The 24,955-nt window shown below is 65.1% G+C and carries 20 protein-coding genes and 1 pseudogene; 5 read left to right on the plus strand and 16 right to left on the minus strand.

Annotated elements, in window-relative coordinates:
- Positions 1–146 precede the first annotated feature (146 nt).
- From IV498_RS00980 to IV498_RS00995, 4 genes are all read right to left on the minus strand, one after another.
- Entirely contained in the window at positions 147–977 is an 831-nt protein-coding gene (locus tag IV498_RS00980; RefSeq protein WP_269044691.1) for a sugar phosphate isomerase/epimerase family protein, read from the minus strand.
- A 6-nt stretch (positions 978–983) separates the two neighbouring features.
- The gene (locus IV498_RS00985) at positions 984–1,976 is read right to left on the minus strand and encodes a Ppx/GppA phosphatase family protein (protein ID WP_269044692.1); all 993 of its coding nucleotides are present in this window, start codon (positions 1,974–1,976) and stop codon (positions 984–986) included.
- A gap of 239 nt (positions 1,977–2,215) precedes the next feature.
- The gene (gene topA / locus IV498_RS00990) at positions 2,216–4,990 is read right to left on the minus strand and encodes a type I DNA topoisomerase (protein ID WP_269044693.1); all 2,775 of its coding nucleotides are present in this window, start codon (positions 4,988–4,990) and stop codon (positions 2,216–2,218) included.
- 159 nt (positions 4,991–5,149) lie between these two features.
- Entirely contained in the window at positions 5,150–5,761 is a 612-nt protein-coding gene (locus IV498_RS00995; RefSeq protein WP_269044694.1) for an ArsR/SmtB family transcription factor, read from the minus strand.
- Between the two features lie 155 nt (positions 5,762–5,916).
- Here IV498_RS00995 and IV498_RS01000 point away from each other — a divergent pair, with 155 nt between their 5' ends.
- A complete protein-coding gene (locus tag IV498_RS01000) occupies positions 5,917–7,317 on the plus strand; it encodes an MFS transporter (RefSeq protein WP_269044695.1) in 1,401 nt (466 codons plus the stop codon).
- Here the strand turns inward: IV498_RS01000 and IV498_RS01005 are convergent.
- Entirely contained in the window at positions 7,198–8,850 is a 1,653-nt protein-coding gene (locus IV498_RS01005; protein WP_269044696.1) for a DUF7059 domain-containing protein, read from the minus strand. The two genes, IV498_RS01000 and IV498_RS01005, sit on opposite strands and share 120 nt — an antisense overlap.
- Before the next feature lie 185 nt (positions 8,851–9,035).
- On the opposite strand from IV498_RS01005, the pseudogene srmL reads away from it, so the two are divergent.
- Together srmL and IV498_RS01020 are read left to right on the plus strand one after the other, a co-directional pair.
- Positions 9,036–9,887, plus strand: a pseudogene (gene srmL / locus IV498_RS18995) (PheS-related mystery ligase SrmL); the annotation flags it as partial.
- Positions 9,888–10,017: 130 nt separating this feature from the next.
- Complete coding sequence (locus tag IV498_RS01020) at positions 10,018–10,236, plus strand: hypothetical protein (protein ID WP_269044778.1); 219 nt, start codon at positions 10,018–10,020, stop codon at positions 10,234–10,236.
- Positions 10,237–10,290: 54 nt separating this feature from the next.
- On the opposite strand, the gene trhO is transcribed toward IV498_RS01020, so the two are convergent.
- On the minus strand, positions 10,291–11,184 hold the full coding sequence (trhO, locus tag IV498_RS01025; RefSeq protein WP_269044697.1) for an oxygen-dependent tRNA uridine(34) hydroxylase TrhO: 894 nt from the start codon (positions 11,182–11,184) through the stop codon (positions 10,291–10,293).
- Between the two features lie 78 nt (positions 11,185–11,262).
- Here trhO and IV498_RS01030 point away from each other — a divergent pair, with 78 nt between their 5' ends.
- On the plus strand, positions 11,263–13,644 hold the full coding sequence (locus IV498_RS01030) for a DEAD/DEAH box helicase (protein WP_269044698.1): 2,382 nt from the start codon (positions 11,263–11,265) through the stop codon (positions 13,642–13,644).
- Positions 13,645–13,663: 19 nt separating this feature from the next.
- Here IV498_RS01030 and IV498_RS01035 read toward each other — a convergent pair whose 3' ends face one another.
- From IV498_RS01035 to ssd, 7 genes are all read right to left on the minus strand, one after another.
- Positions 13,664–14,092 carry an Rv3654c family TadE-like protein gene (locus tag IV498_RS01035; protein WP_269044699.1) on the minus strand — a complete coding sequence of 143 codons (429 nt, stop codon included), beginning with the start codon at positions 14,090–14,092 and terminating at the stop codon, positions 13,664–13,666.
- Positions 14,089–14,454 carry a TadE family type IV pilus minor pilin gene (locus IV498_RS01040; RefSeq protein ID WP_269044700.1) on the minus strand — a complete coding sequence of 122 codons (366 nt, stop codon included), beginning with the start codon at positions 14,452–14,454 and terminating at the stop codon, positions 14,089–14,091. Before IV498_RS01040 ends, IV498_RS01035 begins: the two co-directional genes overlap by 4 nt.
- 50 nt (positions 14,455–14,504) lie before the next feature.
- Complete coding sequence (locus IV498_RS18775; protein WP_330059134.1) at positions 14,505–14,930, minus strand: DUF4244 domain-containing protein; 426 nt, start codon at positions 14,928–14,930, stop codon at positions 14,505–14,507.
- Between the two features lie 138 nt (positions 14,931–15,068).
- Positions 15,069–15,686, minus strand: a complete 618-nt coding sequence (locus IV498_RS01050; protein ID WP_269044701.1) for a type II secretion system F family protein — start codon at positions 15,684–15,686, stop codon at positions 15,069–15,071.
- Positions 15,683–16,168: a hypothetical protein gene (locus tag IV498_RS01055; protein ID WP_269044702.1), complete on the minus strand. Its 486-nt coding sequence runs from the start codon at positions 16,166–16,168 to the stop codon at positions 15,683–15,685. Before IV498_RS01055 ends, IV498_RS01050 begins: the two co-directional genes overlap by 4 nt.
- A 382-nt stretch (positions 16,169–16,550) precedes the next feature.
- On the minus strand, positions 16,551–17,777 hold the full coding sequence (locus tag IV498_RS01060) for a TadA family conjugal transfer-associated ATPase (RefSeq protein WP_269044703.1): 1,227 nt from the start codon (positions 17,775–17,777) through the stop codon (positions 16,551–16,553).
- Positions 17,774–19,087, minus strand: coding sequence for a septum site-determining protein Ssd (gene ssd / locus IV498_RS01065; RefSeq protein WP_269044704.1), 1,314 nt, complete (start codon positions 19,085–19,087; stop codon positions 17,774–17,776). Before ssd ends, IV498_RS01060 begins: the two co-directional genes overlap by 4 nt.
- Positions 19,088–19,381: 294 nt before the next feature.
- Between ssd and IV498_RS01070 the strand changes: the two genes are divergently transcribed.
- Positions 19,382–21,100, plus strand: a complete 1,719-nt coding sequence (locus IV498_RS01070; RefSeq protein WP_269044705.1) for a bifunctional 3'-5' exonuclease/DNA polymerase — start codon at positions 19,382–19,384, stop codon at positions 21,098–21,100.
- Between the two features lie 10 nt (positions 21,101–21,110).
- On the opposite strand, the gene IV498_RS01075 is transcribed toward IV498_RS01070, so the two are convergent.
- From IV498_RS01075 to IV498_RS01085, 3 genes are all read right to left on the minus strand, one after another.
- The gene (locus IV498_RS01075) at positions 21,111–21,791 is read right to left on the minus strand and encodes an NUDIX hydrolase (RefSeq protein ID WP_269044706.1); all 681 of its coding nucleotides are present in this window, start codon (positions 21,789–21,791) and stop codon (positions 21,111–21,113) included.
- Complete coding sequence (gene nth, locus IV498_RS01080) at positions 21,788–22,756, minus strand: endonuclease III (RefSeq protein ID WP_269044707.1); 969 nt, start codon at positions 22,754–22,756, stop codon at positions 21,788–21,790. Before nth ends, IV498_RS01075 begins: the two co-directional genes overlap by 4 nt.
- Before the next feature lie 153 nt (positions 22,757–22,909).
- Entirely contained in the window at positions 22,910–24,625 is a 1,716-nt protein-coding gene (locus IV498_RS01085) for a hypothetical protein (protein ID WP_269044708.1), read from the minus strand.
- Positions 24,626–24,955: the final 330 nt, after the last annotated feature.

Raw genomic sequence — 24,955 nt, forward strand, 5'->3', positions numbered from 1 at the left:
TCGCTTTCCGGGCTTCCGGAAGGCGGTCACAGCGTCGGAGAGTTCGCCAGTGTTTCCCCCAACCACTGGCCAATTGCTCTCCGGCGCTTTCACGTTTAAGACCCCTGTATTCGCAAGTGTTCGCGGTCGGCAGCTACTGAAAAGTGTCAGGCCAGCTGGCCGAGGTGCTCCCGGGCAAACGCCAGTGTTTCCGCCAGCCATTCTTCACGCTCGCCGGCACCCTTGGCCCTGCGGGTGGATATTTCCGCCACCACCGCACCATCAAAGCCCGCTCCGGCCAGGTACTGAAGCACCTCGACGCATTCCTGCTGGCCGTGGCCCGGGATCAAATGATCGTCCTTACCAGAGTTGGTGCCGTCCGTCAGGTGCAGGTGCCGCAGCCGGGTTCCAAGTTCCTTGACGGCCGCCAGGCTCTTAACGTCCGCGGAGGCGGCATGCGAGAAGTCCCATGTGACGTCGTCGTAATCCAGCCGAACCGGATCCCAATGCGGAAGGTAGGCCTTGGCTTCGCGCCCGCGCACGCGCCATGGGTACATGTTCTCCACCGCGATGCGGATCTGGAAGGAGTCCGCGATATCACGCACCCCGTGCGCAAAGGTCTCCGCATAGTCGTTCTGCCAGCGAAACGGCGGATGCACCACCACCACCTCGGCCCCCAGCGTGGCAGCCATCTCGGCAGAACGCTGGATCTTGTTCCAGGCGCTGCCCCAGACTTGTTGGGTCAGCAGCAACGTCGGGGCGTGGATGGCCAGAATTGGCTGGGCATAACGTTCGCTCAGGGTCTGCAGGGCCTTGGCGTCCTGGCTGGTCGCGTTGTTGGTCACCATGACCTCCACGCCGTCATAGCCGAGATCGTGCGACACGGCGAAGGCATCGTGCACGGTCAGGGGATAGACCGAGGCGCTTGAAAGTGCCACCGGGATGGAATGGGAAGGGCCCTGCCGATTATCCGGTCCGTTGGCTTCGTCTGTCTTCATCACTTCCTATACTGCCTCAGCGGAGTCATACACGGGTACCAGACCCGCGCTGGAGGACCGCAGCCCGGCGTCAAAGGTCAACTGGTCCAGCCGGCGCAGGATCAGCCCTTCACGCAGCGCCCAGGGACAAATGTCCATGCTCTGCACGTCAAACATCTCCAGCGCCGCCTCCGCCACCAGCGCACCGGCCAGGAGCTGCCCGGCCCGCGCTTCGGAGACGCCGGGCAGATGCAGCCGGTCAGCCGTGGACATCGCCGTCAGTCGCTGGGCCCACAGTCCCACATCCGCAAGCAGCAGGCCGCGCTTGACGTAGGGTCCCATGGCGCTGGGGGCGGCCCCGGCGATCCGGGCCAGCGAGCGGAAGGTTTTGGACGATCCTGTAACCACGGTGGGCGATCCCAGGTTCGAGAACGTCTTCACCGGCTCTTTCAGGGTGGACTGGATGTACCGGCGCAGTTCCTTCACGCTTCGGGCGCTGGGAGGGTCCTCCGGCAGCCAGTCCCGGGTCAGCCGGCCGGCGCCCAGCGGAACGGAGATGGCCATGCCGGGCAGCTCGTCGGCGCCCAGTGCCATTTCGAAAGACCCACCGCCAATGTCCAGATTCAGGACGGTGCCGGCGCCCCAGCCGTACCAGCGCCGGACGGCAAAAAAGGTCATGGCCGCCTCATCGGCACCGGTGAGTTCCTGCAGCGACACGGTTGTTTCCCGCTTCACCCGCTCCAGCACGGCCGGGCCGTTGGCTGCCTCCCGAATCGCCGAGGTGCAGAAGGCCAGCAGGTCATCGACCTTGTGCTTGGCGGCAAATTCCCAAGCCTCCAGCACGAACTCGGTCAGCTCGTGCTGGCCGGCGTCGCTGATGTTGCCCTCCGGATCCAGGTACTGCACCAGCGACAGGGGACGTTTGTGCGAAGCAAAGGGAACCGGCCGGGCACCCGGGTGCGCGTCGACAAGCAGTAGATGTACCGTGTTCGAACCGATGTCGAGGACGCCAAGACGCATACCTTCATTATGGCGCGTCCCGGCCGGGCATCAGGGCACGCTCCCGACCCGGCGCGCTGCCCCAACATCCCTGCCGCCCTCCTGGGTAACAGCTAATGCACTCAAACCGCGGGCAAAGTCAACTAGTGGGAGCAACGCAGGGGTTTATGCCGCTTGTTGTAGCAGCTGGTTCAGCCGGTTGGCTGGGGTGGTTTGGCTTGCGGGTGGATGGGCTTGGGGGGGTTGGCTCGAGGGCGGTGCTACTTCTTCGCCGCCACCTTGCGCCGGGCCGGTGCCTTGGCTGTGCGCTTGATTGGTCCCTTTTCCCGCTTCTCGGCCAGCAGTTCAACAGCACTTTCCCGGCTCAGTTCCTCCACCGAGGTACTGCGCGGAACGGTGATGTTCGTGATTCCGTCCGTAATGTAGGGACCGAACCGGCCCTCTTTCACCACGATCGGCTTCCCGGAAACCGGGTCCTCGCCGAATTCGGCCAGCGGCGGCACTGCTGTGCGGGCTCCGCGCTGCTTGGGCTGGGAGTAAATCTCCAGTGCCTGTTCCAGTGTGATGGTGAAGATTTCCTCTTCCGAGCCGATCGACCGGGAATCCGTGCCCTTTTTCAGATAAGGCCCAAAGCGCCCGTTCTGTACCGTGATCTCCGCCCCTTCGGCGTCGACGCCCAGCACGCGCGGCAGGCTCATCAGGGCCAATGCCTCCTCCAGGCTGACCGATTCCACCGTCATCGATTGAAACAGCGATCCGGTGCGTGGCTTGGCCTTGACCGGCTTCTTCGGCGGTTTCGGCTTGCCGTTCTTGTAGTACTCCACCGGCAGGTTGGCCAGCTCGTCCGCCGTCGGCTCGGTGATTACTTCGGTGACATACGCGCCGTAGCGGCCGTTCTTGGCCAGGACGGCGTTGCCTGAGGCTGGATCGACGCCCAGCCGACGCTCCTCGGGAGCCGCCGTATTCATCAGCTCCAGGGCCTTTTCCGCGGTCAGCTCATCCGGCGCCAAGTCCTCCGGAACGTTGGCCCGGATGGATTCGATGATTTCGCCGGTTTTCTCGTCAAGCGTCGGAACGGAGCTTTCCAGGTAGGGACCGAACTTGCCGACCCGCAGCGTGAGGCTGTCCGTGATGGGCACCGAATTGATGTCCCGCGCATCGATTTCGCCGAGGTTATTGACGATGCTCAGCAGACCGGTTTCGTTACCGCTGCCGAAGTAGAAGTGCTTGAGCCAGTCGGCCCCTTCCTCCTCGCCCTTGGCGATCCGGTCCAGCCCGGTTTCCATTCCAGCCGTGAACTTGTAGTCCACGTAGTCGCTGAAGTGCCGCTCCAGCAGCCGGACCACGGAGAAAGCCACCCAGCTCGGCACCAGAGCCGAGCCCTGCTTGCGGACATAGCCGCGGTCCATGATGGTGGAAATGGTCGACGCGTAGGTGGAAGGGCGGCCAATTTCGCGCTCTTCCATTTCCTTGGTCAGCGACGCTTCGGTGAAGCGCGGCGGCGGTGACGTCTCGTGACCCAAGGCGGCGACATCCGTGGCGCGCAGGGCGTCATTTTCCTTCACGTTGGGCAGCCGGCGGTCCGCGTCGGTGTCCTCGGAGCCCCGCACTTCATCGGTGCCCTCCTCATAGGCCGCCAGGAAACCACGGAACGTGATAACCGTTCCGGAGACGGAGAATTCGGCGTCCTGCGCCGCGCCTGGACCGGCGGTGACCGCGCCCAGCCGGATGGTCGCCGTCGAACCTTTCGCGTCGGCCATCTGGGACGCCACCGTGCGCTTCCAAATCAGCTCGTAGAGCCGGAACTCGTCGCGGCCCAACTGCTGGGCCACCTGCGCCGGGGTGCGGAACGCGTCGCCGGACGGGCGGATGGCCTCATGCGCTTCCTGGGCATTGGCGCTCTTGTTCGGGTAGACGCGCTTGGCCTGCGGAACGTACTCCGCTCCGTACAGCTCGGAGGCCTGCCGGCGCGCTGCGTTGACGGCTTCGTCGCTCAGTGAGGAGGAGTCGGTACGCATATAGGTGATGTAGCCGTTTTCGTACAGCCGCTGCGCCACCTGCATGGTGCTCTTGGACGTGAAGCGCAGCTTGCGCCCCGCTTCCTGCTGCAGGGTCGACGTCGTAAACGGCGCCGCGGGACGGCGGGAGTAGGGCTTGTGCTCCATCGAACGGACGGCGAAATCGGCCGTTTCCAGGGCCGCCGCCAGATCGGTGGCCGAAGCCTGGTCCAGATGCGCCACATTTTTGCCGGTCTGCTCACCGGCATCATTGAAGTCACGCCCGGACGCCACGCGGCGCCCATCGAGGGCCACCAGTCTGGCCTTGAACGTCTCCCCCGCGTCCGGCGCGGAAGCCACCGGAGTAAAGGTGCCCACCAGGTCCCAGTAGGAGGCGGCCCGGAAGGCCATCCGCTCACGCTCACGCTCCACCACCATCCGTGTCACCACGGACTGAACCCGTCCGGCGGAGAGCCCGCGGGCAATCTTGCGCCACAGCACCGGGGAAATTTCGTAGCCGTACAGCCGGTCCAGCACCCGTCGGGTTTCCTGCGCATCCACCAGATCCGTATCCAGTTCACGCAGGTTTTCGAGCGCGCGCTGCAGCGATTCCTTGGTGATTTCGCTGAAGGTCATCCGGTGCACCGGAACCTTCGGCTTGAGCACCTCGAGCAGATGCCAGGCAATGGCCTCACCCTCGCGGTCACCGTCAGTGGCCAGGTAAAGTTCGTCGGCGTCCTTGAGCTGGGCCTTGAGCTCGGCCACCTTCTTCTTTTTGTCCGGTGACACCACGTAATACGGCTTAAAGCCGTTCTCAAGGTCGACGGCGAACTTGCCCAGCGCCGTCTTCTTCAGCTCAGCGGGCAGCTCGGAGGGCTGCGGCAGGTCACGGATGTGGCCGATGGAGGCCTCGACAACGAACCCCTCGCCGAGGTATTTGCCGATGGTCTTGCTCTTGGCCGGTGACTCGACGATGACAAGCTTTTTGCCGGTCCCCGGCTTTGCAGATGCTGACTTGGCGGTGGCCTTGCTGGGCACGGTACTCCTACGTGGAACAGATAAGGGGGGCAAACTCAGCCCCCGAGAGCCTAGTTCACCATATTTTTACCGTGAAAGCGCATTGCAGGAAAAAACCACGCACCCAACTGGGTGGCAGTTGTTGCACTCATTCGAGGGAATGAGTGCGTTATCTGCTACTTACTTGGGAGGATCCACCTCGGGAACGAAGATCGTGGTCAGGTACATGGGCTTGGGCTTCTCTGCCGCGTCCGGGGAGTGCGTCAGCTTGCGGTAGCGCTCCACCAGTTGGTGATATTCGGCCGTAAATTCCTTGGCCTCGGCCTCCGTAACTTTCAGCTTCGATGAGGCCAGCATCAACGACGTTGGTGCCGGCCCGCCGCTGGCTTCGGCCTGGGCAAGCGCGCGGTTGATCCGGTCGCGTGTGGCGTTCAATGTCACATCGATCAGTGTGGAGCCAACCAGATCCGACGCACTGGTGCGGTCCCCCACCGTCAGAGTTTCGCCGGCAGCCTTCCAGCGCCGTTCCCGACCGTCCCCCGCCGAGGCCGCGCGCAGCACGTATCCCCATTTTTCCAATGCGCGCAGGTGATAGCTCATGGCGCTGGGCGTCAGTCCAAAACTGCGGGCCAGTTCCGTTGCGGTATACGTCTCATCGGAGCCAAAGAGTTCATCAATGACATCGAGTCGCACCTTGTGGGCCAGCGCACGGATGGCCTGCGGATCAGTGATGTTCACGACGCTGCGTTCGGTGTCCCGGGATAGCTGCTCCGGATCCTGCTGAGCTGTCATGGCTCAAGCATAACGAAATCTGAAACAAACGCTTGACAACGAATATGTGAAAGATTAGTTTCACACTTATGAAAGATTTGCTTCATAAGTGTGAGCCGGCTGGTTATCATCCCCTTTCCCCGAAAGTCCCAGCGTCACGGCCAAAGTCCCTGCTCATGAACCGGGACTTCCTGATCGCCAGCAGCTCCCGATTCCTGGGCAGCGTGGGCTACGGCGCCGTCGTCGTGTCGATTCTGCTGCACATCCAGGCCAGCGCCGGGGACAGCCGGCACGGTGCTTGGGCCGTGACGTTCTTTCTGCTCATTTCCACGTTGCCCATGGTCCTGCTCGCCCCATGGGCCGGACGGCTCGCAGATACACACGACTCCAAGCGGCTTGCCACGGGCGCCTCTGTAGCCAGCGCCGCGGCCGTTGCAGCAATGGCCATCAGCATGCGGTTGTTCAGCGATTATCTGCCGGCGCTGTTCGTTCTGACGTTTGTGCTGGAGGCTTCACTGGCGGTGGCCAGTCCCACCTGGCCGGCCCTGCTTCCGCGGATTGTGGGCGAGGAGCGGACGCCGCGGGCAATGGGGAGCATGCAGGCCACCCTGATGCTGGCCCAGATGGCCGGTCCAGCCGCGGGCGGAATCCTGGTGGGCAACGGTGGCACCGCTTTCAGTTTTTGGACGGCCGGTGGCTGTTATCTGCTGCTGGCTCTGGGTGCGTTGTCCATCAGGACCCGGCGCAACGGTGCCGCTGGACGCACCGACGCGGCCAAACCACGCCTGTTGGACGGGCTGCGGATTGTCAACCGGGACCGGCTGCTGCGTTTCGTGCTGATCGGTTCGCTGTTCATCATCCTCAGTGCCGAGGCCATCAACGTACTGGAAGTTTTCCTGGTCCGGGAAACCCTAGGCGCCTCGGCCGCGCAGTACGGACTACTGTCCGCGGTCATGGGCGCTGGCCTGGTGTCCGGGTCCTTGTCCGCGGGCAGAATCAGCACGGAGAAGCTGCGGCTTAAGGCCTTTCTGGCCTCCGCCGCCGGCGCGTCGATTCTGCTGATCCTGATGGGTCTGGCACCGAATCTGGCTGCGCTCTATATCTTCAGCTGCATCGCCGGCGTCAATCTGGGTGTCCTCAACGCCACTTTTGGTGCCCTGATCATTCTGCGCACCCCGGAAGCCCACCGCGGGCAGGTTTCGGCCATCGTGATGGGTCTGACCAGGGCCGTATCCATCGGCGCGCTGGGCGTCGGCGGCCTGCTGGGGAGCCTTTTCGATCCGCGCACCGGCTTCGTGTTCTGTGGCGCGGCGACGCTGCTTGCTTCGGCGGTGATCACCGTGCTGATTGCCGCCCGCCGCCCGGAAGTGGACGTTCCTGCCGCTTGGGTTGGACCGGCCGACGACGGCGGTGCAGCCGCGCGGGCGCACGACGGTGCGAGTTCAGCGGCAGCCGAATCAGCGCGAGGCAATCTCCGCCGGGAGCAGGAAACCGTCGAGCACCAGGTTGCGGACGTCGTGCAGCAATTGGACAGTGAAGTTCCGGGACCCGTCTGCGCCGTCGTCCCGGTTAAGTAGCGCCGCCAGCGCCCCGATGATTTGTCCGACGGAAAGGTCACCGTCGCAGGCGGAGGCAAAACCGGCCAACTCGGTGCTGAGCAGCGTGGTCCGGCGCAAGCCAGCGCCCTGCCGCAACAAGATCACCCCCGGATGCTCCGCACCGGGCCTTTGATGACGCTCTTCGGTGACATCGCCGGCCACTACCAAGTGCTCGCCGGCCAGCCCGTCGAGGGTACCGGCGTCCCGATCCAGAGCGGCAAGCCAGTCGGCTCGCTCCACCTGCTGGCCCAGATGCGGCCCGATGGGCTGTTCGATCGGATGCGGAATCTCTTCGAAGCGGCGGATGAATGGTGCGGCACCAGCGGGGACGGCGCGCAGCCAAATCATGCCGAAGCCGATTCCCGTAACCGCACGGGAGGCGAAATCCTGCAGATATTCCCGGTAGGAAGCGGCGTACAGATTGCGATCGCGGCCCTCAGAGGCATCCTGCAGCCAGGTCTCGGCATACTGCCCGGGTTCCAGCACTTCGCGCTGGATGAACCAGGCATCGGCCGTCGACCGCAGCCAAGACTCCGGACGCAGCGACCAGGAGCCGGCAGCCTCCGCCGAACCGGCGCCCTGAATCTCCCAGTTCCCCAGCAGCTGCGCCGTTCCGCCCGGGGCCAGCACGCTGGGCAGTCCGTGCACCAGGGCAGCGACAATTTCGTCGCCCGCAAGGCCGCCATCGCGATAGGTGAACTGGTCCCCGGCGGTCTCCGTACTGTTTCGCGGCGTGATCACAAACGGCGGGTTCGACACCACCAGGTCGAACTTTTCGCCGGCCACCGGTTCAAGCAAGCTGCCCAGACGCAGCTCCACCCGCACAGCCAAATTGTCCCTTTCGATGCCCAGTTGCGGGGCGTTGAGCAGCAGGTTGAACCTGCTGAAGGCGAGCGCCCGGGCGGATATATCGGTGGCCACCACGTGACGGGCATGACTGAGCAGGTGGAATGTCTGGATGCCGCAGCCTGTGCCCAGGTCCAGCGCCCGTTCCACTGGCCGCCGAACGGTGCTCTGGGCCAGCGTCAGGGAAGCCTGGCCGATGCCCAGCACGTGATCCCGGCGGAGCACCCCCGTGCGCTGATGGGCGCCCAGATCGCTGGCGATCCACAGCTCAACATCTCCGCTGCCATCGCGTTCCGCGGCCCAACCGTAGGGGCGCAGGTCGACCGCGGCCCGAACCGCACCGGAAGGGTCGTCCTCGATCAGCCCTAGAAACCGAAGGGAGTCCAATCCCGTGGACGGAAAGGCCGCCGCGACCGCGGCGGGGCTGACCGGTTCGGCAAGCAGCCACAGCCGGACCGCCGCAGCCAGCCCGCCGTCGTCGTCGGCCGACGCGAGCAGGGCCGGGATCAGCTGATCGCGGTCCAGTGCCCGGTGAGCTTCTTCACCGAGCAAGGCCCGGACCCCCTCCACCGTGTAATCGAGCGCGGCCAGATCCTCGGCCAAGGTCTGAAGCACACCCAGGTCGGAGCTATTCGGGGCGTCGTGGACATCTGCAAAGTCGGTCACGAACTCAAGTCTAAAGTCAGGGGTTGCGGTCGGGGTTTACGATGGAAGCATGCATCAGCAGCAGCGATTTCCCAGCCCTCGGCCGTTTACCGGCCGGACGGGCTGTTCGCTGACGCGCTGAGTCCACCGGCACAGTGGCCGAGGGTGAAACTTCCCCTTTCAGCCACTCTCCAAAGGACTTTGCCATGTATTCCCCTCCCAATACACATACTTCCTCGTCAGCTGCCCTGACGCCCCGGCTTCAGCCAGCAGCACGCTACCTGTCGCTGACCGAAATCAATGCCGCGCTTGCGCTGCGCGACCTCAGTGATCCGGCGCAGGGCGATCATGCCACGCAGCTGATCCTGGACGGCGTGCTCGACGCGCTCAAGGATGCGTGGGGCGTGCCGACCCAGCTGCACCGGCATAATCCGCTGGTGGCCACCCGGGACAACTACGACCGACTCGGTTACAGCTCCGGCGCCGCGACGCGGGATTCGCGCTATTCCCAGCACGTCAGTCCGACCGTGATGCTGCGCAGCCATACTTCCGCAGGCGTCCCAGCGCTGCTGGATGCGCTGGCGTCGGAGCGGGATAGTTATGACGTCCTGCACGCGCTGCCGGGGATGGTGTATCGCCGTGACAGTGTGGACCGAACGCATGTTGGCACGCCGCATCAGCTGGATTTATGGCGGCTCCGGGCCCGCGGTCTGCTGGGGTTGGCGGACATGCAGCAGCTGATGGCATCGGTGGTGGCCGCCGTGCTGCCCGGAGCCCGTTGGCGCGCCGTGCCGACGGCCCACTCCTATACCGTGCACGGCCATCAGCTTGATGTCCTGGTGGACGGCAACTGGCTGGAACTGGCGGAGTGCGGCCTAGTGGCGGCACCGATCCTCCGGGCGGCCGGGGTGGATCCGCGCCGTTGGTGCGGTCTTGCCTTGGGCTTAGGTTTGGACCGGGCGTTGATGCTGCGCAAGGACATCCCGGACATCCGCTTGCTGCGCTCGCCGCATCCCCGGGCGCAGGAACAGCTGCAGGATCTCCTGCCGTGGCGGCACGTCTCGGTGATGCCGCCCATGCACCGGGATCTGTCCCTGCTTTGCAGCGCGGACGCTGCTTTGCAGCGCGGACGACGACGTCGAAACGCTCGGCGATGCCGCCCGGGAAGCGCTGGGGACCGACTCGGCCGTGCTGGCGTCCCTGGTGGTTCGTGCGGTTACGCCTGCCGCGGAGCTGCCGGCCGCCGCCGTCGAGCGGTTGCAGCCCAAGCCGGGACAGAACAACGTCCTGGTGCGGCTGACGCTGCAGGCCCTGGACCGAACCCTGACCATCGGGGAGGCGAATGCCCTGCGGGACCGGGTCTACCGCGCACTGCATTCCGGCCCGGTGTTGGAGCTGACTGCCTGAGTCGCACTGCGGGTCGCCGGCGGCTGGACGTCATGCCATCCGCCGGCACCTGGGTCAGGCGCTGCAGCCCTGCGGGCAAAGCAGCGTGTCAGCGCTGCTGGCACAATCGCTGCAGTACAGTGCCAGATTGCGGCAGCTGGGATTGGAACAGTTTTCGAATTTGTTGGTTGGCGTGCTGCAACGCACGCAGTGTCCGAGAGTGCGGGCCTGGTCGCTGAATTCCAAATGCATCCGCTTATCGAAAACGTACAGCGAACCTTCCCACAGTCCTTCATCCTTGAACGTCTCGCCGTACCGAACGATGCCGCCGTCGAGCTGGTAGACCTCTTTGAATCCCCGGTTAATCATTAAGGAACTCAGCACCTCACAGCGGATGCCACCTGTGCAATAGGTGACCACCGGCTCGTCCTTGAGCGCATCGTATTTGCCTGAGTCCAGCTCCCGGATGAAGTCTGCCGTGGTGGCGACATCCGGCACCACGGCATTTTTGAACCTGCCGATCTGCGCCTCGAAGGCGTTCCTGCCGTCAAAGAAGACAACCTCCTTCCGGCTGGCCCGCTTCTGCGCCACGAGCTCATGCAGTTCCTCAGGTGCAAGGTGGGTGCCGCCGCCCAGCACGCCGCCCGCATCCACCTGCAGCTCCCCCGGCGCTCCAAAGCTGACGATTTCATCCCTGACCTTGACGCTCAGGCGCGGGAAGTCGTCGGCCGACCCCGCGGAGAACTTGGCGTCAAGATTCCGGAAGCCAGCGTAGCCGCGGGCAATTTTCAGATACTGCTTGATGGCGTTCAGGTCCCCGCCAACAGTGGCATTGATGCCGTCGCCGGAGATCAGGATGCGGCCCCGCAGCTGAAGTTTTTCGCACAGTGTGCGCTGCCAGAGCCGAATAGCTTCCGGGTCCGGCAGCGGGGTAAAGACGTAAAAAAGCACGATTCGATTCAAAGCCACGCATTTAAGCCTACGTCCTGCCGCGGACCGGCACGCGCCGCGCCTAACCGGTTTCGGTGCGGATGAAAGAATGGTTCAGTGGCACGCATCGAATCGCTGATTCCCCTGCTGGGCCGGGGTCCAGACCCGGAGCAGCTCCAGCACGTGCACGAAATTCCCGCGCGGTCGGCCATCAGTGTGGACTGGCCAACCTGGACCCATGCCGACATCCGCGCAGCATACGCGAATTTGGGCGTGCACGAACCATGGCAGCACCAGGTTCTGGGCGCGGAGGCGGCTCATGGCGGACACCATGTGGTGATTGCCACCGGCACGGCCTCCGGAAAATCCCTCGCCTACCAACTGCCTGCCCTGGACGCGATCCACCGCGCCGGCCTCACCGCAGCCGCAAATCCGGGCAAGCTGGACCCCGAGGGCGCCGTTGCGCTGTACCTCTCGCCGACCAAAGCCCTGGCCGCGGATCAGTTCGCCGCCATCGAGTCGCTTCACCTTCCCACCGTCCGTGCCGCCACTTACGACGGCGACACGGACCCCAGCGATCGGCGCTGGATCCGGGACCACGCCAATTTCGTGCTCTGCAACCCCGACATGCTGCACTTCGGCATCCTGCCCAACCACACCCGCTGGGACAGATTCTTCCGAAGACTGAAGTACGTCATCGTCGATGAAGCCCACAGTTACAGGGGCGTCTTTGGCTCACATGTCGCAAACCTGATGCGTCGGCTGCGTCGAATCTGCTCCTATTATGGCTCCGAACCAATTTTTATCGCCGCTTCCGCCACCTCCTCGGAACCGGCCGTGTCGTTCGGCCGGCTCATCGGCGCCCCGGTCAGCGCCATCACCGAAGACTGCTCGCCGCACGGCTCCACCACCGTTGCCTTTTGGGAGCCGGCGCTGATGGAGCTCAAGGGCGAAAACGGTGCTCCGGCCCGGCGCACCGCCGTTGCCGAAACCGCTGACCTGCTGGCCAACCTGGTTTCATCCCGCATCCGCACCATCGCCTTCATCAAGTCCAGGCGCGGCGCCGAGAACATTGCCAGCATCTCCAAACGCCTGCTCGCGGAGGTCGACCCCCGGCTTCCGGACCGCATCGCCGCCTACCGGTCCGGATATCTGCCGGAAGAGCGCCGTGCGCTGGAAAAGGCCCTTCGCTCCGGGGAGCTGCTCGGAATCTCCAGCACATCGGCCCTGGAGCTGGGCATCGACATATCGGGGCTGGACGCCGTCCTGGTGGCCGGCTGGCCCGGCACCAGAGCCTCACTTTTCCAGCAGATCGGCCGCGCCGGCCGCGCCGGCCAGGATGCCATAGCGGCGTTCATTGCCAGCGACGACCCCTTGGACACCTATCTGGTGCACCACCCCGAGGCAGTGTTCGGAACCGCTGTTGAAGCCACCGTTTTCGATCCCTCCAATCCGTATGTTTTGGGTCCGCACCTGTGCGCGGCCGCGGCCGAACTTCCTCTTGGCCCGGCCGACCTTGGACTTTTTGGTTCCAGCACGGAAACCCTGCTCGCTGAGCTGGTTGCGGACGGCTATCTCAGGCGGCGTCCGGCGGGATGGTTCTGGACCCATTCGCGCAGCGCAGCAGGGATGGTTAATCTGCGGGCCGATGGCGGCGGCCCGATCAGCATCGTCGAGGCAGATACCGGCGCGCTGCTGGGCACGATGGACTCTCCCCAGTCTCACTATCAGGCCCACCGCGGTGCGGTCTATGTGCATCAGGGCGTGACGTTCCTGGTCGAAGAACTCAATGAAGCAGACCACTGCGCGGTGGTGCGCCGGGGCAATCCCGATTTCTACACCACAGCCCGCGACGTCACCCAAATCGAAGTAGTTAAATCACTCCGGCATGAGCAGTGGGGTCCGGTGGAGGTTCACTTTGGTGAGGTCCAAGTGACCACGCAGGTGGTCTCCTTTCAGCGCAAGGCCTTCATTTCCAACGAGGTACTCGGTGAGGAACCTCTGGAACTTGGTGCCCGGGACTTGTTCACCAAGGCGGTCTGGTTCACGCTGGACAACGGCTCCTTGTTGCGCGTTGGCCTCGCTGAGCCCCAGTTCCCGGGGGCACTGCACGCCGCCGAACACGCGGCGATCGGGCTGTTGCCGCTGGTGGCATCCAGTGACCGCTGGGATGTCGGCGGAGTTTCAACGGCTGTCCATGCAGATACGGGGCAGCCAACGATTTTTGTCTACGACGGACACCCTGGCGGGGCCGGCTTCGCCGAACGCGGCTTTGAAGCCGCCCGGACCTGGCTCCGGGCCACCCGTGACGCGATTGACGCCTGCGAGTGCGAGACCGGATGTCCATCCTGCGTCCAGTCACCGAAATGCGGCAATAAGAACAATCCCCTGGACAAACGCGGCGCGGTTCAATTGATCGATGTGCTGCTGGCCAGTGCGGCAGTCGCCGACGGTGCGCCAGTGGCTAAGAGTGCAGCGATGGCCGACGGGCGGCAGTAGCCAACCGTGCAGCTCCGGTTTAGGGTGCGGGGTCGACTCCGCGCGGGGAGTCATCCATAGGGGGTGGCCCCGCCCGGGCATGACCCTTGGCGGCACCCCAGGGTGGCGGCAGATCTACTCGGGTACTGATGTCCACAATGTCCCTCTCATGACCTCCAACGATGCAGCTGACCAGTGCTGCCCGATGCTGCGCCACCACCGAAGCGGCGACGGTACACGGCTCACCGGAAATCAGGTCCCGGGCGGCGTCCGCACCGGCGAGCGCGGCAAGATCGGCGGCAGTGGCAGCCCGGCTGGCCGCAACGGCCGCTTGGGTTATCAGCAGCAAAGCGGCGAGCATGCTCAACAGGACACAGATCACCCCGACTGCCAGCACGGTTCCCGAACCCCGTTCCCGTCCCGCTGTTGGTTTCGGCGCCCCGGCCTCCCGGTCCGGGTACTTGCTCACGGGGAATGTCCGGACTGCGCACTATAGGCTCGAGCCGACTGCGGAGCCGACTCCCGGCCGGCTGTGGCCGTGGCCGTCAGCGGCCAGTTGACCATTGCCGACATTGGACCGGACAACCGGGCAGTGACTTGGACATAAACCAGATTTTCATCCATCGAGACGCTTATCTCGGCCGTTCCACCGGCAACTTGCCGAGCTGCAGCGAAAGCAGTGGCAACAGAGTCGCCGCGGGCAAACGAACGTGCCGCAGAGCGTGCCGCTTCCTCCAGCCTAAGCTGGGTCACGCCGAGCATCGCCGCCAGCAGGAGCAGTGCCAGCACGGCAGTCAACGCGGGCAGCGTAACGGCTAATTCCGCTGTCACAGATCCTCCGTCAGCGGCGGGACACCGTCCGCCATCCCGTTCCTGCTGCCTCACGGCATGCTTAGGGCGCTGCGAATAATGCTGAGCAGGAAGCCGCGCACCTCATCACTTTTCAGAATGACGACCAGCAGACCAGCGAAGCCAACGGCGGCCAGGGTGGCGATCGCATACTCGGCCGTCGCCATCCCGGCTTCCGCTGACCGTCTACGCAATGGCACTCGTTGGCGATATGGCGGGCGGCTGGCCGCGCCAGCGAAGATCTCCCGGACGGGGCTGAGCTTGTCATCCGAAACGGCGACAGGCGTTTCCTCGTGCACAATCTGGCCGCGTGCTTCACCCGCGCCAGATGCGCCGCTGTCCTCCCGGTCCGGGCTGCCTCCGTCCCCTGCGCCTTGGCCGCCCTCGGATCCGTTCAATTCGCGGGCTCCGGTCATCCCCGTGCGAAGCATGCCGTTTGCGTCCCTGATGATTCTCATCTTTTCTCCTTTGTCGAAAAAATGCCGCCCGGAGCGGCCATGCTCAACTTTCGTAGCAGCCAGCGTCCAGGAACAGATGCCGGCGACTCCAAGTGGGGTACCCCTGCTGACTTTCCGGTTGTGGAGGAGAACATGGCATCAGCGAAACGACGGAACCATTGCCAGGACTACCGGGACAATGCCCAGGCAAACGAAGGCTGGAAGGAAGCACAGCCCCAGCGGCAGCACCAGTTTCACGCCAAGTGCCGCTGCGCGTCGCTCGGCCGTCCGGTGTCTGATTCGCCGGATTTGGGCCGCTTCCGCGTCGAGCAGCGCTGACGACGGAGCACCTGTCAGCGCGGCGAAAGTCAAAGCGGAATGCAGGGTTTCGAGTACCTCGTCGCAGTGCACGAGAGACCAGGAAGTACTCCAGGAGGCACCGATGCAGAGCCCCGCGACAACCACGACCAAGCGGCGGCGGGTAGCTTCGTTGGCAACCCCTGCGAGCACTTCGAGGGCGCGTACCATCGGCAGTCCCGCGTCAAAGGCAGTGGCGAGCAGCTCGAGCATGAGCGGGACGTCCTCAATGCCGTCATTCCTGCACGCTGCCCCGGCCGCTTCCGCGCTCTCCTGGACGGGGACCCATCGGGGTCCTCGGCGTCTCCGCACCTGCCACATCTGCAGTCGCTGCTTCCACCGCGTCCTGTCCGGCCGCTGGCACAGAACCATCATGCCGGAGGCCGCCAAGGCAAAAATCCACCAGCTATGTCCGGTCATTTTCGCCCACTGGCGGCCGAAATCAACAGCGCGGTCCAGCATCGCCCGGCAATTAAAAAGGCCACACCCGCCAGCAAGGCGGCGATGCCGACCGGACTACCGAAGAGGACGGCGAAGGGATCAACTCCCATCAGCACTCCAAGACCGAGACCGAGGGCGGGCAACCAGGCCAGCAGGCGAACCGTCGCTTTGGGGCCCGCCAAAGAAGTCTCCCGCACGGCTGCTTCATCACCGTTGGCTTCGAGGGCGCCGGCTAATCGCAGCAGAACTGCGGCCAGCGGCGCGCCGCTGATTTCCGCAACGTCCAAGCATGCGGCTAGTTCCTGCCAGGCACGGGTGGCATCCGCATCGCCGGTCCGCCTCCGATCTCGTGCAGGCGTGCGCTCCCGGCAGGCTGCACGCAGAGCCGTGCTGACGTTCAGACCCAGCTGGGACGCGCGCTGGGCCAACTGAAGCATGGCGGTATTGGAATTTGCCGGCATCTGGCGGTTCCGGCCGCGCCCCTTGTGAGCGACCGGGAAAGAGGTTTGCTGATCCTCGGGACAGCGCCGCACCAAGGCGTCATTCCACAACTCGGGTCCAGATCTTCCAGCGGTCAGAAGTGCCGAAAGCTCGCGCAGCAGCCGCACCAGGTCTTCATATTCCCCCGCGGGATCGGTGCGCCTGAACCTGGTTGACCAATTTGTTCCATCGCGCTCAGGCGCCTTGGCCGGGCCCCGGGGAGGGGCGCTCGAGCCGGCGACCCGCTGCTCCCGGACGGAGTCCTTTGTCCCCGGGCGGAAAACCCGGACCGCACCGCCCCGTTCTGAGGGCGGCGCCAGCAGAAGGCAGCACGCTGCAGTCAGGATACCGAACAGCAAGAGCTCACTCACCGGTCCACTTCCCGTCCAAGGCACGTTGGAGCCCTTCCCACCCAGGCCCGTAACGCAACTCCGATTCCGCCGGCACGCACTCACGGACGCTCCCTGCGTCGTTATTCACAAAGGTGATCGCGGGAACCACTTCCAGAGTCCCTGATTTCAGCGCCACCGTGCCGATCTCAGCGAGCCGGCGCCCGGCCGGACCACGCTGCAAGTGCAGAACGACGTCGAGAGCACTCACGGCCTGCAGCCCGACCGCCTCACTGCTCAAACCACCCAGCGCCCCCAGCGCCGTCAACCTGGCGGGAACGGCCGCCGCACTGTTGGCATGGACAGTACAGCCACCACCGCGATGCCCTGTGTTGAGGGCGGAGAGAAGTTCTCGAACCTCAGCCCCGCGGCATTCGCCCACCACGAGGCGGGTCGGGTTCATCCGCAAGGCCTGGCGAACAAGCTGACCGAGGTCGATGGTTCCACCACCTTCGCTGTTCGCATGCCGGGCCTCCAGCCCCAACACGTGTGGATGATCGGGCATCAGCTCGGCCACGTCCTCGATCAGCACCAGGCGCTCGTTGTCCTCACACAGGCCGAGCATCGTGGTCAGCAACGTGGTTTTTCCCGATCCGGTCGCGCCACTAATCAAAAAACTCAGCCGCCGGGCGACGATGGCGGACAGAACCTGGCCCATCGCGGCAGGAGCGAATCCGGATGCCAGCAGCTCGTCCAGCGTAAAGACCGTGGAGCGGCGGACCCTGATTGAAAGCAGAGTGCCCACCGTGGAGATGGGCGGCAGCACGGCATGAACCCGGCAGCCATCGTCGAGCCTGATGTCCACACACGGCGAACTGTCATCCAGCCGCCGTCCACCCGCGGCCACAAGCCGCGCGGCGAGTGCCCGTACCTGCGGTTCGCCGGAAAAACCCACCCCAGTCCGTTCTGCCCCCGAGCCACGGTCCACCCAGACCGAGTCGGGGCCGTTGACGTAGATATCAGTAACCCGCGGATCATCCAGCAGTGGTTGAAGCGGGCCGAGACCATTCAATTCGGCGCGGATTCGGTCAACGGCGGCAAGGGAACCAGTAGTGCCCAGCAGCCGCCCACTGGCTTGGACTGCCGCGGCCACCCGGGACGGTGTTACCGGGCCGGTTTGAGAGAGAACCGCAGCCCGAACGGTCTCCAACAAGGCGGCGTCCAGTTCCGCAGCGGGTCGGGAGGACGAGTGACGGCTCATTGGTCCCCACTGCGCAGTTCTGCCAGAACGGCTCCGGTCACCCGGCGGATGGACCTCCGATGCAGAAAGTCGAGCAACTGGCCGCGTTCCGCGGCTGCGGTCAGCCCCCGCACGGCGGGCATCACAGTGGTCACGGGGACGCCAATGGAACCGCCAATCAGATCCGCATCCAGACCTTCCCTGATGGGGCCTCGAATGACCACAGACGTAGACAGCGGTGGTAAATGCGCCAGCAGCTGCGCGCTGGCAACCGCGGAGCGCATGCGGGCCGGGACCACCACCAGCACTTGATCACAAAACTGGCCCAATCCAGCCAACGCATCGCGGCTGCGGCCGACGTCAACCACTGTCAGTTCGTAACCACGGCGGGACGCCTTGAGGACTTCCATGTTCAATCCCTGTGCCTGCGGGTTGCTGCTCGCTCCCTGCAGCTGCTGGCCCCATGTCAACAGCGAAAAACCAGCCACCACCGGCAATGCCGCGGCCAATTGGCCCGGGTTGAGCGACCCCGCTGCAGCCTGGAGATCAGGCCAGCGGAGCCCCGGCAGATCTTCGCCGCCAACGGCCAAGTCCAGTCCGCCGCCCCACTCGTCGCCGTCGACCAGCAGCGTCCGGATTCCGAGGCCGGCCGCGTGCCCGGCCATCAGAACGGAAAGCGTTGATGCCCCCGCCCCACCACATCCGCCGACTATCCCGAGGACGAAACCTGTGGACGCGGGATCCCGGAGCCGGCCAAGGAACTCGGCCAGCCATTCAGAACCATGGGGAAGCACGGCGACCCTGTCCACACCCGAAATTGATGCTTGCTGCCACAGCGTTTCACTCTCGCCGCTGGCACCTATGAGGACGGTCGGTCCACGACGACGGGGTATGGGCTCGGAGATGTCGCTGCCAACCAGGACGGCGCCGGCACCATGCCAATCGACGCCGGCTGACTCTATGGTTGCCGCTACGGCCAGCTCCACAGCGGCGGCGGCACTAATTCTGGCCGCTTCATCCCGAAGATATGAGGATTCGGTGACCAACAGAACGTCAATGCGCTGCTCCGGAAGCCATTGACCGGCTCGGCCGGAAACTGTCTCGGTCCTGCTCCTCAACGCACCAGGATCCGGCTCGGGAACTCCGTGCGCCCGGCTACTGGCAGCCAGGCTCCGGGCTCCCGGGCCAGAAACTTCCCGACCAAGGACTTTCGAGCCCCGGTCGGCGGTGGGAAAGCTGGCCTGTGCGCCGGAAGATCCCTCGAGCAGGGAGTCGGCGCGGGTCCGCGGTGCAGCGGCACGCCGGCCGCGGATTCGTGGACCGGAAGACATGGATACAGGTTCCCCGGAAGTCCACCGCCTCCGCTACTGGAGTTCATGCCGTTGTGCGCGGCGAACTGGTCGCAAGCCCGTGTGCAGGGGAAGTCGCCTGTGGCCGCCGGTGGCTGCCGGATCGGCAATGCAGCTCGATGACTGCCAGATCGGCGCTGCAAAAAGTATCTGCTGCCGGATCGGCGTCGTTTCTCTTTGGCTGCCGGATCGGCGTCGTGTCTCTTTGGCTGCCGGTCGCGCCACTTCCCGGCGGCCTCGTTCTTCGCCCCGATCGGGAGCGGGCAGAATAGGTGCATGTACCTGGTGTTGGCTACTGCCTCCGGCAACCGCTCCGCCGACGCCGGTCCGAGCCCCGCAGCGGACCTGCTTTCCCTGGACGCCGCCGGAAATCCTTCCGGAACCAGACTCACCGTCGCACTGCAGAACCTGCCCGACGTCGTGCGTGGCCTTGAACAAGACCGGCCGCGCTGGGTGTGGCAACGAACCCAGGACTGGTACCCGGCGCTGCTGCGGGCCGGTGTCAGCGTGGAAAAATGCCACGATCTAACCCTGTGCCGCAACATCCTGGTCTATTCAGAGTTCACTGCCTCCACTGGTTACCCGCGCGCTAACATGGCTCTGCCGGTGGAGGGCGCGTCCGATTCGCGGCCGGGAGTACCCAATCAGGACAGCCTTTTCGACAGCCAGGTACAGCAGCGCGGACCCGGGCTCGAGGAACTTTGCGCTGATCTGCGGGCCCAGCTGGCGGCGGTCCGTGATACCGGCGAGCAGGCCAAGCTGTCACTGCTGCTGGCCGCGGAATCGGCCGGCACGCTGATCGCAGCGGAGATGCAGCATACCGGCGTTCCCTGGCGCGAGGACTTGCACGAGGCGATCCTGCAAACCCACTTGGGACCGCGGCCGGAGGGGATGCGCCGGCCGGAACAGCTGGAACGGCTTGCGGCCCGGCTGCGGGATTTGCTCGGTGTCCCCGGGCTGAACCCAGATTCCGGCCAGGAGTTGCTGCGGGCACTGCACCGATCCGGCGTCGAGGTCAAAACCACCCGTTCCTGGGAGTTGGAGCAGCTAAAGCATCCGGCTATCGAACCGCTGCTGGCATACAAGAAACTCAGCCGGCTTTTTGCGGCCAACGGATGGGCGTGGCTGGACCAGTGGGTGGCCGGCGGGCGGTTTCGTCCGGAGTATGTGGTGGGCGGAGTGGTGTCCGGCCGGTGGGCCTCCCGTGGCGGAGGTGCGCTGCAGATTCCCAGGCAGATTCGAGGTGCCGCGTTCGCGGATTCGGGGTACAAACTGATCGTCGCCGATGCCGCCCAGCTGGAGCCGCGGGTGCTGGCGGCATTGGCCCGCGACACCAAGATGGCCGAGGCTGCGCGGGATAAGGACCTCTACGCCGGCATCGCAGCGCAGGGATTCGGCGGCGACCGGGCGAAGGCCAAGGTTGCGCTCTTGGGCGCCATCTACGGTGCGACGACGGGTGAGTCGGGTCGGCTGATGCCCCAGCTCACCCGCACCTATCCGCAGGCGGTGGGATACGTCGAGGACGCAGCCCGGGCCGGGGAAAAGGGCCGGATCGTGACCACCCGGTTGGGACGCAGCTGCCCGCCGCCCTCGACTGCGTGGATGGCCGCGCAACGCAGCACCACGGCCGAGGAACAGCGCCGGGCCGACGGCGCGGCCCGGTCCCGTGGACGTTTCACGCGCAATTTCGTGGTCCAGGGCTCGGCGGCGGACTGGGCTGCCTGCTGGATGGCGGAATTACGACGACGGCTGCGCGCCTTCCCGTCGGAGGTTCCCGGTGGCGCCGCGGCTGATGGCGGCCCCGCCGGGGTCCCCGAGATGGTCTTCTTCCTGCACGACGAAATCATGGTGCACGCTCGGGATGAGGACGTGGACCGGGTCTGCGCTCTGCTGGAGGAAGCCGCGCGGGCGGCCACGCAACTGTTGTTCGGTCAGATTCCGATTGAATTTCCGGTCAACATCACCGTGGTGCAGTCCTACGCGGATGCTAAATAGATCCGCGGCATCAGAGCGGGACGGGAACCAGCCGGTTGGTGTCCCATTGGACCGCCCAGCCCAGCTGATCGAAGAGCCGGTCCAGCAGGGCACCGGTGAATCCCCAGATCACTACCCCGTTGACGCTGAACGCCGGGCTCCGGGAGGTCTCCACACCGTGGCGGACTGTAGCCATGTACCTGTTGTCCGGATCCAGCAGGTCGCGCACAGGGACACGGAACACCTGCGCGGATTCACCGAAGTCGACAACTGCCACCGGGGATTGGGATGCCCACCAGCCCAGTACTGGAGTCACCAGGAAGTTGCTCACCGGCAAGGCCACCTCCGGCAGCGCACCAAGAATTTCCACCCCGTCCGGGTCCAATCCGGTTTCCTCCACGGCCTCACGCAGTGCTGTGCCTTCCACTGATGTGTCCGAGGCGTCTGCTCCGCCGCCCGGAAAAGCGACTTGACCGGGGTGGTTCTCCAGATTCGCGGCTCTCTCCACCAAAAGCACGTCCAACTCGGTGGGGGCCAGCGGCTTCGGTGATGCCGCCGGAACGGAGTCGAGTGCGCCGAAGAGCATCAGGACGGCCGCGCGGCGGGCGGTGGACCGATCAAGACCCCTTGACCAACGCGGGTCCGGCGGATCGGGCAGCTGACCGGCCGCGGCCCTTTCCGCCAGCAAATGCAAGTCCGCCCGTGCGCTCACTGATGCCCCGGCAGTGTGCCTGCGTCCCCCAACGGTGCTTCCGGCCCGGCGGTACTTTCCGACTTGTTCGTTGATCCGAAGGGAACCTGCGCACCGCGCTGGAATTCCATCCGGTACTCCGCCGCTCTGGACACGTCGGCAAGCATGCGTGCCAGTAACTCCTCATTGCCCGCTGCAAGCTCGTACTTGAGCAACTTTTTCGCCTTTACCGGATCGGTCTCCCCCTCGCCGTAGGACGGACACAGCGTTGCTACACCGCACGCCCCGCAGGCAGGCTTCCGGGCATGGCACACCCGCCTGCCATGGAACACCACGCGGTGCGAGAGCATGGTCCAGTCCGCCGGCTCAAACAGTTCCGCCACATCGCGCTCAACCTGGACCGGGTCCTCCGAATCCGTCCACCCAAACCGGCGGGCCAGCCGGCCAAAGTGTGTGTCAACGGTGATTCCGGGAATGCCGAAAGCATTTCCGAGCACCACATTGGCGGTTTTCCGTCCGACGCCGGCCAGTGTCACGAGGTCCTCGAGGCGCCCGGGGACCTCGCCATCGTACTCGTCCACGATCCGGGTCGCCAACGCCAGCAGACTCCGGGTCTTGGCCCGAAAAAATCCCGTGGGCTGGATCATGGATTCCAGGTCGGCTGAATTCGCCTCCGACAACGCCTGGGCATTCGGATACTTAGCAAAAAGCGCAGGAGTTGTCTGGTTCACCCTGACATCGGTGGTCTGGGCGGAGAGCACTGTAGCCACGACGAGCTCGTAGGGGTTGCGGAAGTCCAGCTCCGCATGCGCATAGGGGTACAGCCCGGCGAGACCGCGATTGATCTTTCGCGCCCGCCGGGTCAGAGCCAGCCGCGACTCGCCCGCACCGGTTACCCGCGAAGTTCCCCGCCCGGTCACGCTCTGCGCGCCGGAATCCGCAACACTGCGGTCCGATCCCGCCTTCCCGGACGTCGTCCCGGCCATGTGCTCCTCAATTTCAGCTAGATATTATGTTCCTGGCCGCTGCTCGCCCTCCGGCCATCGTTCAATGTTCCTGGCCGCTACTCGCCCTCCGGCCATCGTTCAATGTTCCTGGCCGCTACTCGCCCTCCGGCCATCGTTCAATGTTCCTGGCCGCTACTCGCCCTCCGGTGCCCGTTCAATGTTGCGCAGATCGCGCAGCACGCCGACCCGGCCATCGGTGTTCTGGACAAGGAAATCATGGCCGCGGTCCTGCAGTGCCAGGATCCAGTTTCCCGGCTCCACGTTGTACAGGAACCCGCCGGTCTTCTCATCCACGACGGGGCGAGGCCGATCCACCGCGAACCAGAACGCGTCGTAGGCGGAGGAGTGGGACTCCGCGCCGGTTTCCTCGTTCTGCCAGCCGTGCTGATCGTGGCTGTGTCCCGCCTCTGAACGCGACGCCGGATCGACGGTGGCGCCGATGCTTTCCCGCCGTGCCTGGACGGTTGGATTGACGGTGGTGGCTGGAACCCCGGAAAGGCTTCCGTCCACGGGCTCGACGGCGGCACTTGCGCCATCCGCGCCCGTTCCCTGCGCGCCTGCGTTTTTCTTCGGCTCGTTGTCGGAACGCGCACCCAAGGTCTCGGAACTCCGGCTGCCAGCGCCCGTTGACCCCTGCTGCGCCGGGCTGCCCGCACGATTACCTTCAGACGTTTGTCCTTCGGCCGGCAGGGATTGTGCTGCGGCTGCCACGGCGCCGCCAGCGGCCGCACCGCCAAGGAACTGGCTGAGTTCGGGGGCGGCAGCCACCGTTTCCGACGACGACGAAGCGGCCCGCGCGGGACCCGCCGCGCGTTGCGTATCAGCAGTTTCCGACGACGACGAAGCGGCACGCGTGGGAGCGCCCGGGCCATGCTGGGTATCGGCGGTTTCAGCGGCCGGCCGGCCGGCCGCTGAAGTTGGGCCATCCGCGGCTGCCGCGTTCGAACCGGCGGGATGTGTAGTGGAAGAGTGTGCCCCTGCATTGTCTCGACCAGTGGCGCCTGTGGCACCCGGCTGATGAGTGGCACCGCGCTGGCTGGAAGCGGCGGCACCGGCCGTTCCGGTGGTAGCGGAGACAGCCGAGCCGGTAGCCGTCGAGCCGGAAGCAGCCGAGCCGGTAGCGGCCGGTCCGGAGGCAGCCACCCCAGCGGTGGTGGAGACAGGAGCGGAGCCAGCGGCGTTCGAACCGGTGGGCCGGTTGGCTGCGGGCTTGGGGGCGGCGGCCGGCTTCCGAACTGGGAGGACGGCATCGCGAGCCACCGGATGGGCAGCGGATTCGGGCCGCCCGGCAAAATCAGCGGCGAAGAAGGGCAGCCAGGGTGCTGCAACGGTCGCTGCCAATAGCGCAAGTGATCCGATCAGCGCGATCAGGAACCCAAGTCCAAAGTCACTCACGATGCTCAGGAAAAAGTAAGCCACCGCAAAGGAGGCAACCACCGAGCCAAACTGATCCACGGACAGTGAGCCGACGCGGAAAGTGCTTCGGGCCGCGAGTCGGCGGGCAAGAAAGAGTCCCGCCACGATCAGCGGCAGAACGATGCCGATGCCGACGAAGAACAGCGATGCCCCGTTCCAGAGGTTAACCATGTTCCCGGCGCGGAAGATCGGCAGCAGCGAGCCGATGAAGATCACCAGCACGGCACCGAGCACCACCAGGTCGCGCAGCGTGAAGGTTCCCACGACCGCCTGCGCCCCGCGCTTCGACGCGGACCCCTCGGTACCCGTCGTCGTCGTCGCTGCGTCACCGTGCCCAGCTGACGATGTAATCTCACTGCGCCCAGCTGCGCCGGCTGGGGCCTGCCCGCGGCCGGCCTTTTCGCTGTGTGGTCCGAATTGTTGTTCAGTCATTTCATGCTCCTCGCGGGACGGTCCAACAACAACCGGCCGGTACGTATGGTGTACCCGTCGCATGCCGGGCCCGTTCAATGGCCTGCTGCAGGGTTTGCGACGGATCACGGTTCTGTTACAGCCTAGTGAAACACGGCAGACAACTCTAGCTGGGGACCTTCTGGCCGCGGCCCGCGGCCAGGGTGGCATGGCAGGCTCACGGCGTGTGACTGTGGACACGGTCAGCGGTGGTCGGGATAGGCTGACCGGGGAACCAGAATCCGTGCCGGCTTCCGGTCTTTCCGCTCCTACTGGACGGACCGCAGCCGCACTTAAAGCGAAGATGAAGGG

The sequence above is a fragment of the Paenarthrobacter sp. Z7-10 genome (assembly GCF_026932795.1).
Taxonomy (GTDB): domain Bacteria; phylum Actinomycetota; class Actinomycetes; order Actinomycetales; family Micrococcaceae; genus Arthrobacter_M.

What these genes read in the sequence shown, in the direction of transcription:
- ssd (WP_269044704.1), bottom strand. Translation starts at nt 19,087, where the DNA reads ATGTCTTCCGGTCCACGAATCCGCGGCCGGCGTGCCGCTGCACCGCGG.
- IV498_RS01060 (WP_269044703.1), bottom strand. Translation starts at nt 17,777, where the DNA reads ATGAGCCGTCACTCGTCCTCCCGACCCGCTGCGGAACTGGACGCCGCC.
- IV498_RS00985 (WP_269044692.1), bottom strand. Translation starts at nt 1,976, where the DNA reads ATGCGTCTTGGCGTCCTCGACATCGGTTCGAACACGGTACATCTACTG.
- IV498_RS01050 (WP_269044701.1), bottom strand. Translation starts at nt 15,686, where the DNA reads ATGACCGGACATAGCTGGTGGATTTTTGCCTTGGCGGCCTCCGGCATG.
- IV498_RS01055 (WP_269044702.1), bottom strand. Translation starts at nt 16,168, where the DNA reads ATGCCGGCAAATTCCAATACCGCCATGCTTCAGTTGGCCCAGCGCGCG.
- IV498_RS00995 (WP_269044694.1), bottom strand. Translation starts at nt 5,761, where the DNA reads ATGACAGCTCAGCAGGATCCGGAGCAGCTATCCCGGGACACCGAACGC.
- IV498_RS01070 (WP_269044705.1), top strand. Translation starts at nt 19,382, where the DNA reads ATGTACCTGGTGTTGGCTACTGCCTCCGGCAACCGCTCCGCCGACGCC.
- IV498_RS01000 (WP_269044695.1), top strand. Translation starts at nt 5,917, where the DNA reads ATGAACCGGGACTTCCTGATCGCCAGCAGCTCCCGATTCCTGGGCAGC.
- IV498_RS01085 (WP_269044708.1), bottom strand. Translation starts at nt 24,625, where the DNA reads ATGACTGAACAACAATTCGGACCACACAGCGAAAAGGCCGGCCGCGGG.
- IV498_RS00980 (WP_269044691.1), bottom strand. Translation starts at nt 977, where the DNA reads ATGAAGACAGACGAAGCCAACGGACCGGATAATCGGCAGGGCCCTTCC.
- IV498_RS18775 (WP_330059134.1), bottom strand. Translation starts at nt 14,930, where the DNA reads ATGAGAATCATCAGGGACGCAAACGGCATGCTTCGCACGGGGATGACC.
- nth (WP_269044707.1), bottom strand. Translation starts at nt 22,756, where the DNA reads ATGGCCGGGACGACGTCCGGGAAGGCGGGATCGGACCGCAGTGTTGCG.